The organism is Staphylococcus pasteuri, assembly GCF_030547725.1.
In the GTDB taxonomy this organism is placed as follows: Bacteria; Bacillota; Bacilli; order Staphylococcales; family Staphylococcaceae; genus Staphylococcus; species Staphylococcus pasteuri.
In genome coordinates, this window is record NZ_JAUOQO010000006.1 from 163,742 (window position 1) to 178,243 (window position 14,502).

12 protein-coding genes and 1 pseudogene are annotated in these 14,502 nt (G+C 32.3%); 4 read left to right on the plus strand and 9 right to left on the minus strand.

The window, feature by feature from the left end; all coding sequences use genetic code 11:
• Positions 1-276 precede the first annotated feature (276 nt).
• The gene (gene trpS / locus Q4528_RS08445) at positions 277-1,266 is read left to right on the plus strand and encodes a tryptophan--tRNA ligase (protein ID WP_017637396.1); all 990 of its coding nucleotides are present in this window, start codon (positions 277-279) and stop codon (positions 1,264-1,266) included.
• A 97-nt stretch (positions 1,267-1,363) separates the two neighbouring features.
• Complete coding sequence (locus Q4528_RS08450; protein ID WP_017637397.1) at positions 1,364-1,855, plus strand: GNAT family N-acetyltransferase; 492 nt, start codon at positions 1,364-1,366, stop codon at positions 1,853-1,855.
• A gap of 76 nt (positions 1,856-1,931) precedes the next feature.
• Here Q4528_RS08450 and Q4528_RS08455 read toward each other — a convergent pair whose 3' ends face one another.
• From Q4528_RS08455 to opp3b, 5 genes and pseudogenes are all read right to left on the minus strand, one after another.
• Positions 1,932-3,587: a peptide ABC transporter substrate-binding protein gene (locus Q4528_RS08455; RefSeq protein WP_046466520.1), complete on the minus strand. Its 1,656-nt coding sequence runs from the start codon at positions 3,585-3,587 to the stop codon at positions 1,932-1,934.
• A 22-nt stretch (positions 3,588-3,609) separates the two neighbouring features.
• A pseudogene (locus tag Q4528_RS08460) lies at positions 3,610-4,549 on the minus strand (ABC transporter ATP-binding protein); the annotation flags it as partial.
• Positions 4,542-5,621: an ABC transporter ATP-binding protein gene (locus tag Q4528_RS08465; RefSeq protein ID WP_046466519.1), complete on the minus strand. Its 1,080-nt coding sequence runs from the start codon at positions 5,619-5,621 to the stop codon at positions 4,542-4,544. The gene Q4528_RS08465 and the pseudogene Q4528_RS08460, both read right to left, overlap by 8 nt.
• A gap of 18 nt (positions 5,622-5,639) precedes the next feature.
• A complete protein-coding gene (opp3C, locus tag Q4528_RS08470) occupies positions 5,640-6,698 on the minus strand; it encodes an oligopeptide ABC transporter permease (protein ID WP_046466518.1) in 1,059 nt (352 codons plus the stop codon).
• Positions 6,698-7,624: an oligopeptide ABC transporter permease gene (gene opp3b, locus Q4528_RS08475; RefSeq protein ID WP_046466517.1), complete on the minus strand. Its 927-nt coding sequence runs from the start codon at positions 7,622-7,624 to the stop codon at positions 6,698-6,700. The genes opp3C and opp3b overlap by 1 nt, the downstream gene beginning before the upstream one ends.
• Positions 7,625-7,832: 208 nt before the next feature.
• Between opp3b and Q4528_RS08480 the strand changes: the two genes are divergently transcribed.
• A complete protein-coding gene (locus tag Q4528_RS08480; RefSeq protein WP_072291799.1) occupies positions 7,833-8,207 on the plus strand; it encodes a DUF3899 domain-containing protein in 375 nt (124 codons plus the stop codon).
• 44 nt (positions 8,208-8,251) lie between these two features.
• Here the strand turns inward: Q4528_RS08480 and fabF are convergent, their stop codons facing one another.
• Both fabF and Q4528_RS08490 read right to left on the minus strand, forming a co-directional pair.
• On the minus strand, positions 8,252-9,493 hold the full coding sequence (gene fabF / locus Q4528_RS08485) for a beta-ketoacyl-ACP synthase II (RefSeq protein WP_017637403.1): 1,242 nt from the start codon (positions 9,491-9,493) through the stop codon (positions 8,252-8,254).
• An 11-nt stretch (positions 9,494-9,504) separates the two neighbouring features.
• The gene (locus Q4528_RS08490) at positions 9,505-10,446 is read right to left on the minus strand and encodes a beta-ketoacyl-ACP synthase III (RefSeq protein WP_017637404.1); all 942 of its coding nucleotides are present in this window, start codon (positions 10,444-10,446) and stop codon (positions 9,505-9,507) included.
• Between the two features lie 313 nt (positions 10,447-10,759).
• Here Q4528_RS08490 and Q4528_RS08495 point away from each other — a divergent pair, with 313 nt between their 5' ends.
• Entirely contained in the window at positions 10,760-10,954 is a 195-nt protein-coding gene (locus Q4528_RS08495) for a YjzD family protein (RefSeq protein ID WP_017637405.1), read from the plus strand.
• Positions 10,955-11,027: 73 nt separating this feature from the next.
• Here the strand turns inward: Q4528_RS08495 and Q4528_RS08500 are convergent, their stop codons facing one another.
• On the minus strand, positions 11,028-11,543 hold the full coding sequence (locus tag Q4528_RS08500) for a YbhB/YbcL family Raf kinase inhibitor-like protein (protein ID WP_046466516.1): 516 nt from the start codon (positions 11,541-11,543) through the stop codon (positions 11,028-11,030).
• 193 nt (positions 11,544-11,736) lie between these two features.
• Positions 11,737-14,343: an ATP-dependent chaperone ClpB gene (clpB, locus tag Q4528_RS08505; protein WP_046466515.1), complete on the minus strand. Its 2,607-nt coding sequence runs from the start codon at positions 14,341-14,343 to the stop codon at positions 11,737-11,739.
• Positions 14,344-14,502 lie beyond the last annotated feature (159 nt).

Consider the following 14,502-nt stretch of genomic DNA (forward strand, 5'->3'; position numbering starts at 1 on the left):
CTATAATTGGATTCATTCGTTATTTTTAAATATGTTATAGATTAAAGAAATTTATGTTTCTTTTGCTTTCTTAACCTTACATTTTACATTATACCCATCTAACATTAAAATTAAATGAGAAAATCCTAATTTTTCTGAGAAATTTTGAAATAATTCAAAATAGTCTCTCAAAATATTTCAATGCTTAAATATACATTCATCTTAACACAACTTACATTTTAAAGAAATACTGTTATAATGATATGTAAATATTATTTGAGAAAGTAGGCATCTTATATGGAAACATTATTTTCAGGCATTCAACCAAGTGGTATACCTACAATTGGTAATTATATAGGTGCATTAAAACAATTCGAAGAAATTCAAAATGACTATGAATGTTTCTTTTGTATTGTTGACCAACATGCTATCACAGTACCACAAGACCGCTTGAAGTTACGTAAACAAATCAGACAATTAGCTGCGATTTATTTAGCATCAGGCATTGATTCTGATAAATCAACACTATTTATTCAGTCAGAAGTACCAGCACATGTCCAAGCTGGATGGATGCTCACTACAATCGCTTCAATCGGTGAATTAGAACGTATGACACAATTTAAAGACAAAGCGCAAAAACGAACTGACGGAGTACCAGCAGGATTACTTACATATCCACCTTTAATGGCAGCTGATATCGTTATTTATAATACAAATATTGTTCCTGTTGGAGAAGATCAAAAGCAACATATGGAATTAACTCGTAACTTAGTAGATAGATTCAATAGTAAATATAACGACGTATTGACTAAACCAGAAATTCGTATGCCTAAAGTCGGTGGACGTGTTATGAGTTTACAAGACCCTACTAAAAAAATGAGTAAAAGTGACGATAACCAAAAGAACTTTATCTCATTATTAGATGAACCAAATGTTGCAGCTAAAAAAATTAAAAGTGCTGTCACAGATTCCGATGGTGTTATTAAGTTTGATCGTGACAATAAACCAGGCGTTTCTAATTTATTATCTATTTATTCAGGACTAACTAATGAAACAATTAAAGATATTGAAGCGAAATACGTTGGAGAGGGTTATGGTAAATTCAAAGGTGATTTAGCAGAAATTGTAAAATCATTCTTAATCGATTTCCAAGAAAAATATGAATCTTATTATAATTCTGATGAACTAGATGATATCTTAGATAAAGGTAGAGACAAAGCTCAAAAAGCCTCATTTAAAACGTTGAAAAAAATGGAAAAAGCTATGGGCTTAGGACGTAAAAGATAAATTATTATCGAAAATTAATTTTCCATTCAAAGTGTTAGCACTTTGAATGGTTTCTTTTATATCAAAATTTCATAAAGTATTTTAGGGGGAAGCTATTTTGTATCAATTTAGAAATGCCAAAATAGAAGATTTAGAAGAAATCTTAATTATTGAAAACCAAGGTTTTACACCAGAAGAAGCAGCAACAAAATCAGCTTTAATAAAAAGAATTGAAATGATTAATGATACATTTATTATCGCTGAATTGAATGAAAAGGTTGTTGGTTATATTAATGGACCGGTAATTAATCAACCATTCATTACCGATGATTTATTTGAAAGTATAGATGAGAATCCAACAACTGGAGGTTATGTAGCTATATTAGGATTAGTCGTTGATCAATCACAAAGAAATCAAGGTCTTGCTGGTAAATTACTAAATGAAATAGAACAACGAGCTAAAACACACCATCGTTTAGGTATAACGTTAACCTGTAAAGAAGAACTGATACCATTTTATGAAAAATATGGTTACGTTAATAAAGGGGTTTCTAGTTCCCAACATGGTGGTATAAAATGGTTTAATTTAATGAAGGAATTTAAACATTAGTTAATCATAAATGATATAAATTAAATGGCGAAGAAAAAACGTATCGATACGCTTTTCTCCGCCATTTTTAATTTAATTATTTTTTCTTTTTACCAGTTTCTCTATCGATTGATTTATCGATATAAACATCTTTTAATGTCGTATCAGGACCTACTTTATGGTAAACCAAACCTTTGACTTGAGGGTTTGTTAAATGTGCTTCCCCTTTTTGATAAATTGGTGTAACCGGAGCATTTTCTAATAGAATTTTTTCAGCTTGTTGTAAAGCTTCATTTCTCTTTTCTGGTTCTTGTAATAATTTTCCATTAGCATCTTTGATTAATTGGTCATATTCTTTATTACCCCAATCAGTATTATTTTGAGGATTACCAGTTTTCATAATTTCTAAAAATGCCATTGGATCAGGATAGTCAGGTGACCATCCAGCATAAGATGCTTGATAGTTATTAGATAATTCAAGATTTATTTTTTGTTTGAATGGTAATTGCTTCACTTTCACTTCTACACCAGGTAAATTAGTCTCTAATTGAGATTTAATAAACTCAGCTGAAATCTTTTGAACAGGAGTATCTTGAACATTTAAAGTAAAGGTTACATTTTTCTTACCTAATTCTTTTTGAGCTTTCTTCCAATTATCTGCAGCTTCATGTTTGTTATATTTCAATGGTGATTTAATTGTACTAGCAAAATCTTTACCACTTGGAGTTGTAGCAGTTCCATAACCAGTAAAATTACTTGAAGGTAATGAACCATCATTAAATACAGAATCAACATATTCTTTTCTATTAATCGCTTGTGCAATTGCTAATCTCAAATGCTTATTTTTAAATTCTGGCACTTCTTTTTCATTTAATTTAATGTAAAAAGTTGCAGCTGTTAATCTTTTTCTTAAGGCAGGTGACTTTTTATATTTGTCTACTTGCTCAGATGAAATAATTGCGTCATCAACTGAGTTGGTATCATACAGTGCTGCACCAGCTTGATTATCTTTAAGAATTTTATAATTGACTCTATCAAGTTTCACATGTTTTTTATCCCAATATTGATTATTTTTTTCTAATTGAATTTTATCTTCAACTTTCCAGTTTACTACTTTGAATGGACCATTATATACTGCTTTATCAGCAGTAGTACCGTATGCTTTACCATATTTTTTGGCTACTTTTTCATTCTGAGGATCAAATGTATTTAATGCTAATAATTCATTTATATATGGGACAGGTCTTTCTAAATTAATTTGTAATTTATATTTATTTAATGCTTTGATTCCAAGGTCTTTAACTGGTTTCTTTCCAGCATTAATGTCATCAGCATTTTTTATATCACTCATAATATATGCAAATTCTGAAGCTGTTTTAGGATTAGCAACTTTTCTCCATGCAAATACAAAGTCATCAGCTGTTACCGGGTCCCCATTACTCCATTTAGCATCTTTTCGTAAGTCTACTGTTAATGTTTTACCATCTTTACTTTTCTTAGGTAAGCTCGTAGCAATAGCAGGTTCTGCCTTATCATGTTTATTCATTGAATATAAACCTTCAAATGACTGTCCCGCTATATCACCAGATACTGCATCTGAAATCATTGTAGTATCTAAAGTTGTCATATCTTGTGGTATTACTTTTCTAAATACTTGTCCTTCATCTGAGTATAAACTTTTACTATTACTACAACCTGACAGTATCGATGATGTAATGATTAAAGTTACTATCAGTGTTATCCACTTTTTCATATGTATCCCCCTCCCTTTTATTATCCTGCAGTATTAATTTGTTGTTTTAATTTTTCTGCTTCAGTCTCTGTGACTAAGACAAAGTGTTCTGGTCTTATTTCATACAATTGTTTATTTTCAATATCGTTATCATCAGGTTGATATGTAATACGTTTTCTTTGTCTTTCAACGTCAGGATCAGGTTGAGGAATAGCTGATAGTAATGATTTTGTATAGTCATGTAATGGGTGGTTATATATATCATCTGCTGGTCCTAATTCGACAATTTTACCAAAATGCATAACTGCTATTCGGTTAGAAATATATTTCACCATAGATAAGTCATGAGCGATAAATAAGAAAGTGATTCCTCTTTCTCTTTGTAATTTCAACATGATATTTACAACTTGTGCTTGGATAGATACATCTAATGCAGAAATCGGTTCATCCGCAATAATAAATTCAGGTTCTACAGCTAATGCTCTTGCAATACCTATACGCTGGCGTTGTCCTCCAGAGAATTCATGCGGGTATCTATTGGCATGTTCTTTACTTAAACCTACTGTTTCCAAAGCATCATATACACGCTTTTTTCGATTGCGTTTATCAGTCGCTAAATGATGAATATCAATACCTTCGCCAACGATATCCATCACTTTTAGACGAGGGTTTAATGAAGCATATGGGTCTTGGAATATCATTTGAATTTTCTTGTTAAATTTCAACATATCTTTTCGTTTATTAATTTTATGAATATCTATACCGTCATATATTATTTCACCACTAGTGATATCATTTAATTTAATAATGGCTTTACCAGTTGTTGATTTACCACAACCAGATTCACCAACTAAACCTAATGTTTCACCTTTATAAATGTCGAAAGAAATATCTTCAATTGCTCTGACTTCATTCTTTTTCCCTTGATTGAAATATTGTTTTAAATGTTTCACTTCTAAAAGTTTAGTTTTGTTATTATTCATTAAACGCCACCCTCTCTACTTTGATGGGTTTTTCATAACGATTCGGTAAATCTTTAAATCGCTTTTGTACTGCCAATGGCGGTTCTACTTTAGGTGCACGTTCATCTAATAACCATGATTTCACAAAATGTGTTGGAGATACCTGAAACCATGGTGCCTCTTCTTTAAAATCAATATCTAAAGCATATTGGCTACGTCGTGCAAATGCATCACCTATTGGAGGATGTAATAAATCTGGTGGTGTTCCTGGAATCGCTATTAAATCAGTTTCATTGCTTGTAGTTAAATCAGGCATTGATGACAATAACCCCCATGTATATGGATGTTTAGGTCCATAAAATATTTCATCCACATTACCTGTTTCAATCATTTGCCCACCATACATAACAGCAACTCTATCAGCAATATTGGCTACTACTCCTAAATCATGGGTGATAAAAATGATAGATGTATTAATTTTTTGTTGTAGTTCTTTCATTAAATCTAATATTTGAGCTTGCATGGTTACATCTAATGCAGTTGTAGGTTCATCAGCAATAAGTACTTTTGGCTCACAAGCAAGCGCTGTAGCAATTACAATTCTTTGTCTTTGGCCACCAGAGAATTGATGTGGATATGCATTAAATCTTTTTTCAGCATTTGGCAACCCTACCAAATTTAAAATTTCTAATGCTCTACGTTTTGCCTCTGATTTACTCATTTTTTTGTGCTTAATTAGAGGTTCCATGACCTGTTTTCCTATTTTCATTGTGGGGTTAAGCGATGTCATTGGATCTTGGAATATCATTGAGATATCTCTACCACGTAATTTGATTAATTCTTTTTCACTTTTTTTCGCAAGATCTTCTCCCAAAAAGTTTATTTCTCCCTCTTTAATACGACCAGAATCACCTTGGAAAAGTTTAGTAATTGCTTTAGTTGTTACAGATTTACCAGAACCTGATTCCCCTACAATTGCTAAAGTTTCTCCTTTGTTGAGATAAAAATCCACACCCCTCACAGCTTGTACTTCTCCAGCTGTAATATCAAAAGATACATGTAAATTATTAACTTCTAAAATTCTTTCTGACATAAACTGCACTCCCCCCTTTTATTTACGCATTTTCGGATCAAATGCATCGCGTAATCCATCACTAAATAGATAGAAGAATAATATTAATAAACTTAAAATAATCGCTGGTATAAATAATTCATGTGGATGAATTAATAACATTGCACGCCCATCATTTACCAGTGAACCTAATGAAGTTTGAGGTGCTGGCACACCGATTCCGATAAAGCTTAAAAATGCTTCAAAGAAAATCGCACTTGGTACAGTAAACATTGAAGTAACAACAATAGCACCTAACGTGTTAGGTAAAATATGTTTGAATATAAGTTTGAATTTTGATGCACCTAGTGTTTGAGAAGCTAATACAAATTCTTGATTTTTGAGTTTTAAAAATTCACCTCTAACCACACGACTCATGCCTAACCAACCAGTAATAGACATAGCTAAAATAATTGTCCAAATTGAAGGTTCAAAAATTAACACAAAAAGAATAACGACAATTAAGTTAGGAATTGAGGCAATAACCTCTAAAATTCTCTGCATCACATTATCAATACGACCGCCAAAGAACCCTGATATTGCACCATAAGTAACCCCAATAAAAATATCAAGAAGTGCTGCCACGATACCTATGAATAACGATACTTGAGTGCCTTTCCAAGTTCTTGTCCATAAATCTCTACCAAGTTGGTCTGTACCAAACCAATAATTATCTTTGGCATGCGCTTCTTTGTATGCATCTTTACCATCTGTCCCTTTTCCATCAAAAGGCAAGAATGGTACTTTATCTAAAACTGCTATTTTAGCAGGTAAATTTCTATGCTCTACGTTTTGAGCTGCATAATCTCTGTTGTTCATTAGAGGTCCAATAAATGCAAATAATACAATGATAATCAGACCTATCATACCTACTACTGCTAATTTATTGCTTCTTAATTGCGCCCAAGCATCTTGCCAGAAATTTTTACTTTCGCGTTGTAATTCTGGTTCTTGATTTAAATCTAATTCTCTAATAACAAAATCAGTAGAAACTGCCCCTTCAGAGGTATGTGACATTGCTGCATTTGAATAATCTTTATCCATTCGTTTTTCTGTCATTACTTTTTACCTCCTTGAACACGAATTCTAGGATCAATTACGCCATATAAAATGTCTACTATAAAAATAGAAACAATGAATAATGTGCTAAACAGAATTGTTGTTGCCATAATAACAGGGAAATCATTAGTAGTTATTGAACGTACGAATTGGTCCCCTAAGCCCGGTACACCAAAGATATTTTCAATTGTTAATGTCCCCGTTAAAATTCCTGCTAACATCGGTACCAAAATCGTGATAATTGGAATTAATGCATTACGTAACGCATGACCAAATAACACTCTCATTGTTGAATTACCTTTAGCACGTGCTAATAGAATATAATCAGAGCTAAGTACCTCAATCATTTCTGCTCGGATATACCTTGCTACTGTAGCTAGTACGACTGCGGATAAAGCAAGTGACGGTAATACTGCTGTAGAAAAACCTTCCCATCCAGCTACTGGAAACCATCTCAAACGAACTGCAAAAACGTATTGTAATAATACTGCTAATACAAATGATGGTACTGAAACTGCTATAACTGAAATTACTGTTGTCGTATAATCAACCCATGTATTTTGTTTTGTTGCTGCCGCAACCCCTAATACCAAGCCAAAAATAATTCCAATAATCATTGCTGTAATACCCATCTCAAATGATGGTAATAATCTAGGTTTAATAAGTTCCCAAACTGGTTGATTATGATATTGGAATGAATAACCAAAGTCCCCAGTTACTACATTTTTTAAATAATGTACGTATTGTACAGCTACCGGATCATTTAATCCATATTTTTCATTTAAAATTGCTTTTTGATCAGCATTTAACTTAGCATCATTAAACGGTGATCCCGGCATCATTTTCATTAAGAAAAAAGTAATTGTAATAATAATAAACAACGATAAAAACATATATCCTAATCGTTTAAATATGTATTTTCCCATCTAATTCCTCCCGATTATTTTCAAAATTGACATTCCCTTCAAAATTTTCTGAATACTTAACTAGTATTATATATTTACAATGCATATAAAATCAATATAGTTTTGCGTTAATGCAATAAAGCAATCATTTTATAAAAATATATTTTTTTGTTTTCAGAATAATTTGGTTGAGTTAAACTATAGACAATACTTAATCGGAGTGGTTTTATTGAAATCGATAAAAAATTATTTATTACCGTTAATCATAACAGTCATCATATCTTTTCTATTTTGGATTTGGACTTCTCATACATGGACTGATTATATTAACGTCTTATTTTATGTATCTTTAATTTCTTTCATACTATTGTTTATTATTCTTTTAGTACAGGAAGGCATATTCGATGTCACTAGTTATGGTTTTCGACGTTTAACATACCAACTTTCATCTAATTCGAAAAAGAAAAGTATGAAAGATGATGCGTTTTTTAATCCTAAAAACGCAAAAAAGGAACACTACATGATTTCCTCATGGGTGCTCCCTAGTCTTTGTATTAATATATTGTTAGTTATCGTCACTATTATTGTTTCTTTCACTATTTAAAAACGCAAGTGTCACATTAAGCCGACACTTGCGTTTTGTATATTTTAGTCTTCGAATTTTTTGAAAATCAATACTGCGTTATGTCCACCAAAACCTAAACTATTACTCATTGCATGTGTAATTTCTAAGTCTTGAGCTTCATTAGGCACATAATCTATATCACATTCTGGGTCAGGTGTTTCTGCATGGATTGTTGGAGCAATTTTTGAATCTCTAATAGATAAAGCAGAGAAAATTGCTTCAATACCACCAGTTGCGCCAAGTAAATGACCTGTCATAGATTTTGTTGAGCTAACTTTTAATGTATTAACTGCATCACCAAAAGTATTCTTGATAGCTTGTACTTCGTATAAGTCACCCACTGGAGTACTTGTACCATGCGCATTTAAATATTGAATATCTTTTGCTTCAATGCCCGCATCATCAAGTGCTGCTTGCATTGCTCTAGAACCGCCTTCACCTTCTGGCGCTGGTGCAGTAATATGGTAAGCATCACCTGTTGTACCATAGCCCACAATTTCTGCATAAATTTTAGCACCACGTGCTTTTGCAGATTCAAGAGATTCTATAACTACAATCCCTGCACCTTCACCCATAACAAAGCCATCTCTGCCTTCTTGGAATGGACGGCAAGCCGTTTCTTTATCATCATTTGTAGATAATGCACGACTCGCACTGAAACCAGCAATAGCCATATGTGAAATAGGAGCTTCCGTACCACCAGTTATCATTGCGTCCGCATCACCACGTTGAATGATTTTAAATGCTTCACCAATTGAGTTAGTTCCTGTTGCACAAGCAGTTACAGTTGAGCCACTTGGACCTTTAGCACCTAAATCAATAGATACTTGTCCTGTCGCCATATCTGGAATTAACATTGGCACGAAGAATGGACTTACACGTCTTGGTCCGCGTTCAACTAATTGAGTATGGGCTTTTTCGAATGTTTCCATTCCTCCGATACCTGAACCAATCCACACACCAATACGATTTGCATTCGCTTTAACGTCTAATTGGGAATCTTGTACTGCTTCTCTAGCAGCAACAACTGCATATTGCGTAAATCTATCCATACGACGTGCTTCTTTTTTATCAATAAAATCTTCTACATTAAAATCTTTTAATTCGCCTGCTAGATGCACATTATAATTTTCAGTATCAATTCTTGTAATAGTATCGATACCATTAACTCCTTTTAGTGCATTCTGCCATGTTGTTTCAGCATCGTTACCGATTGGAGATAAGGCTCCGATACCAGTAATAACAACTCTATTATTTTCACTCATTAGTTATCCTCCTATTTTCCCCATTTAATAACCATTGCACCCCAAGTAAGTCCGCCACCGAAACCTACTAAAACTAGCGTATCGTCATCTTTAATTTTACCATTTTGTAACTCTTGATTAATACTTAACGGTATTGAAGCAGCAGATGTATTACCGTATTTATTAACAGATACACTCATTTTTTCAGGTTCAATACCTAATCTTAAACGAGCTGATTCCATAATTCTTATATTTGCTTGATGAGGTACAAATAAATCGATATCTTCTGAAGTTAAACCTGCTTTTTCAACAACACGTGTTGACGCATCGCCCATTATTCTTACAGCAAATTTAAATACTTCACGACCATTCATTTTTAATTTCTTAGTTTCTTTATCTAAATATAAGTATTTTCCGCCACTACCATCAGATCCCATTTCGTAACTAATAATACCACGACCTTCTGATACTTCGCCAATAACAACTGCACCAGCGCCATCGCCAAATAAGACAGCTGTAGAACGGTCAGTTAAATCAGTAATTTTAGATAATTTATCTGCGCCTACTACTAGTATATTTTTATAATCACCTGATTGAATATATTGTTTAGCAGTAATCATTGAATACATAAAACCAGAACAAGCTGCTAACTGATCCATTGTAGGTACCTTTCCTGTACCTAAACGTTCTTGTAAAATATTAGCAACACTTGGGAATGGCATGTCACCTGTCGCAGTCGCTACTATAATCATATCTATATCTTCTGGTTGAATACCAGCATCTTTAATTGCTTTTACACTAGCTTCGTAAGCTAAATCTGATGTATCTTGATCTTCATTAGCCCAATGTCTTTCTTTGATTCCAGTCATTTTAGAAATCCATTCATCTGATGTTTCTAAAAATTGTTCAAAATAGGCATTGTCTACAATATTTTCTGGAGCGTATGCCCCGAAACCTTTAATACCCACATCCATGGTTGTACACCTTCTTAATAAATTTTTAATACCAGGTATTAATTTAACATATTTTTCATTTTAAACTCAAGTATATAGAAATCTAATTGAATAGCTGCTATCTCTACACATACTTATATGATTAGCTATACAATCATATAATACCGTCATTTAAATAGCTTTTTAATTTAAACTAATACAAAAATGCTTTAATTAAATCATATCATATATAAGTTTGATACCACTGTTTCAAACTCATTTGGATTCACTCTATACAAACAATCTTTTTTCCATTAAAATATATGTATATATACTATATTGGAGGTTGCATGCAATGAAATACCTCATGACATTCTTTTGGGCATTCGTTTTATTACAAATGGTCAATTTCGTATTGAACAGTTTAAATGGTGAAGGTAACAGCTTAAATGTTGTTTCACCTATCATTATGGCAGTTATATTTACAATAACAACTGCTATTTTAGGTGCAATAATTAGTCCTAAAAATAAATCTGAACAATACGAATAAGTAAAAACTGGTAGCAGACTTTTATACAGTTGCTACCAGTTTTTTTATAATTTATATCATAAATTTACTATTTTTAAATTTTTCTCCCCGTCAATTGTACACTTGTTTCGTCAATTTTATGTTTGTTTACTTGTTTTAAAAAGTCATTCAAATAAAATCCATTATCTAAATCTAATTTTTCTTTTAATGCATAAACTGTTAATTCATATTGATGATCTTTGTCAGGAGGTGTGGGTCCTACATAATACTTATCAATTGCTGAGAAATCTTCTCCTAATAAGCCACTTGTAAAACTATTCTTTCCTTGAATACCGTCAGTCGTAATTCTAGAGAAATCTTCTTTTACAGAAATATTTGAATTTGAAACTTTAAGATTTGCTACACTCCAATGAATCCAGGCAAATCCACAAACTGGAATAGCATCATAGTCTATTAATGACCAAGCAAGATATTGAGTATCTTTAGGAAGTTCAGTCACTTCAAATGGAAATGATTTGATTGGATTGCCATTGATTAAGTCACTTTCATTTGCGCCAGCTGCATAGGCATATGGGATAAAATTGTTTTTAAATTCTGTGTTGATTTTCATGATGTTCACTCCTCGAATAATTACTATTATTTCTTATTATATTATAAATTAACTAATTAAAGTATATGCATCATTTGTTTAGTTCATTATGTGAATCAATCCATACTTTTAAATACTGAAATCAACCATTTACATCACAAATAAAAAACCAAGAAGATGAATTTTCATTCAAATTCTTGGTTTTAGTTATTTATTATTCAGGTTTGTTAACATCAAATGTTAATTCACTGTTGTCATCTAAATCTACATCTATTTTAGTACCTTCTGGTAAGTTTTCTTTAATCATCATACGTGCTAATGGTGTTTCAATTTGTCTTTGTACAAATCGTTTCAATGGTCTTGCACCAAATTGAGGTTCATAAGCTTCTTCACCTAACCATTTTTTCGCTTTTTCAGTTACTTCAATAGTTATTCTTTGATCTACTAATCTCATATTCAAGTTACCAATAATTTTATCGACAATCATACTCATATCGTCAACTGATAATGGTCTGAATAATACGATGTCATCCATACGGTTTAAAATTTCTGGTTTGAAGTATGCATGTAAGCTATCCATAACAGCTTTTTCAGTAGATTCACTAATATCACCTGTTTCAGATACTTGATCTAACAATACTTGTGAGCCAATATTACTTGTCATAATAATAATTGTATTTTTAAAATCAACGCTTCTACCTTTAGAATCAGTTAATCGACCTTCATCTAAAATTTGAAGTAATACGTTAAATACATCACTGTGGGCTTTTTCCACTTCATCAAGTAAGATAACTGAGTATGGGTTACGTCTTACCGCTTCAGTTAATTGACCACCTTCATCATGACCTACATAGCCTGGAGGGGCACCAATTAATCTAGACACAGCATGTTTTTCCATATACTCACTCATGTCGATTCTGATCATGTGTTTTTCAGAATCAAATAATGACGCTGCTAATGATTTAGCTAATTCAGTTTTACCTACACCAGTTGGTCCTAAGAATAAGAAACTACCAATTGGTCTATTAGGGTCTTTGATACCTGCTCTGGCACGTACTACAGCATCAGAAACTAAACCTACTGCTTTATCTTGACCTACTACACGTTTATGCAAAATATCACCTAAGTGCAGTAATTTATCTCTTTCAGTTTCTACTAGTTTTGATACTGGGATACCAGTCCATTGACTTACAATATCTCCAATTTCCTCGTCAGAAACGATTTCACGAATCATTCTATCGTTATCTTCACCTTGTTCATCTTGGAAGACATCTTCTAATTCTTTTAATTCTTTTTCCAATTGTGGTATTTTACCATATTGTAATTCTGCTGCTTTTTCAAGATTGTTATTAGTTTGCGCATCTTCTAAAGCTTTTCTACTTTCATCCAATTCAGCACGTTTTTCTTGTAATTTAGCAATTTTTTCTTTTTCTTGTTCAACACGAGATTGTAATGAGGCTTGTTTTTCTTTTTCGTTAGATAATTCTTCTTGAAGTTCTTCAAGACGTTGTTTACTAGCATTATCAGATTCATTTTTCAATGCACTTTCTTCGATTTCTAATTGCATTACACGTCTATTAACTTGATCTAATTCAGTAGGATTTGAGCCCATTTCAGTACGAATAGTTGCACAAGCTTGGTCAACTAAATCAATCGCTTTATCTGGTAAAAATCTGTCAGTAATATATCTATCAGATAATTCTGCTGCTGCAACTAAAGCACGGTCTTGAATACGTACACCATGATATACTTCGTAACGTTCTTTTAAACCACGTAGGATTGAAATTGTATCTTCAACATCTGGTTCGCTTACGCCTACTTTTTGGAAACGACGTTCTAAGGCAGAATCTTTTTCAATATACTCTCTATATTCATTTAATGTTGTAGCACCAATACAATGTAATTCACCACGTGCTAACATAGGTTTTAACATGTTGCCAGCATCCATAGCACCATCTGTTTTACCTGCGCCTACTAACATATGAATTTCATCAATAAATAGGATTATTCTACCATCAGATTCTTTAACTTCTTTAAGTACTGCTTTCAAACGTTCTTCGAATTCTCCTCGGAATTTTGCACCTGCAACTAAGGCACTTAAATCAAGTTCGAAAATGGTTTTGTCTAATAATGATTCAGGCACGTCTTTTTTAACAATTCGTTGAGCTAAACCTTCAACAATTGCTGTTTTACCAACACCTGGTTCACCAATAAGTACTGGATTATTTTTTGTTTTACGACTTAAAATACGGATCGTATTGCGTATTTCCTCGTCACGGCCAATGACAGGATCCATTTTACCTTGGCGTACTTCCTCTACTAAGTCACGACCATATTTCTCTAATGCTTCATAATTTACTTCTGGGTTCTGGCTAGTCACATGATTTCCCCCTCTAATTTTATTTATAATTTCTTTGATAACTTCAGATTTATTGCCTATGAATTCTTTAGTTGTTTGATCAATGTCCATAGCTGCTCTTAAAACATGTTCCATAGAAATGAATTCATCATCATAATCATTCATGTAAGTTTCAGATTTGTTCATTAATTCGTTTGCTTTAGAACTGATATATTGTCCATATTGAACATTATCACCTTGAACAGTTGGATAAGATTTCAACTTCTTATCATAAGCTTTTTCTAATTGGTCTACGTCAATATTTGCACGTTCTAACACACTTTTAAATAAACTTTCACTTTCGTTTAACGTTGCTTTTAGTATTGCTTCTATTTCTATATTTTGTAATTCAAATTCTTTACTATATTCAATTGCTCTTTGTAATGAGCCTTGAATAGCATATGTCATTTTATTTATATCCAATTGTTTTCACCTCTATTTATTTAGAGTCAGTCATTCATTCATCAAAGTTTATTTTTGACTTTGACTTTCTTTGACCTTAACTATATTATAGTCCCTTTTTTAAAATTAATCAACAACTTGAACCTAAAATTTTTATTAATTTTAATCAATTAAATTTTG

Coding starts and splice junctions, on each gene's coding strand:
- fabF (WP_017637403.1), bottom strand. CDS start 9,493: ATGAGTGAAAATAATAGAGTTGTTATTACTGGTATCGGAGCCTTATCT.
- opp3b (WP_046466517.1), bottom strand. CDS start 7,624: ATGGGAAAATACATATTTAAACGATTAGGATATATGTTTTTATCGTTG.
- opp3C (WP_046466518.1), bottom strand. CDS start 6,698: ATGACAGAAAAACGAATGGATAAAGATTATTCAAATGCAGCAATGTCA.
- trpS (WP_017637396.1), top strand. CDS start 277: ATGGAAACATTATTTTCAGGCATTCAACCAAGTGGTATACCTACAATT.
- Q4528_RS08495 (WP_017637405.1), top strand. CDS start 10,760: ATGAAATACCTCATGACATTCTTTTGGGCATTCGTTTTATTACAAATG.
- Q4528_RS08465 (WP_046466519.1), bottom strand. CDS start 5,621: ATGTCAGAAAGAATTTTAGAAGTTAATAATTTACATGTATCTTTTGAT.
- Q4528_RS08500 (WP_046466516.1), bottom strand. CDS start 11,543: ATGAAAATCAACACAGAATTTAAAAACAATTTTATCCCATATGCCTAT.
- Q4528_RS08455 (WP_046466520.1), bottom strand. CDS start 3,587: ATGAAAAAGTGGATAACACTGATAGTAACTTTAATCATTACATCATCG.
- Q4528_RS08490 (WP_017637404.1), bottom strand. CDS start 10,446: ATGGATGTGGGTATTAAAGGTTTCGGGGCATACGCTCCAGAAAATATT.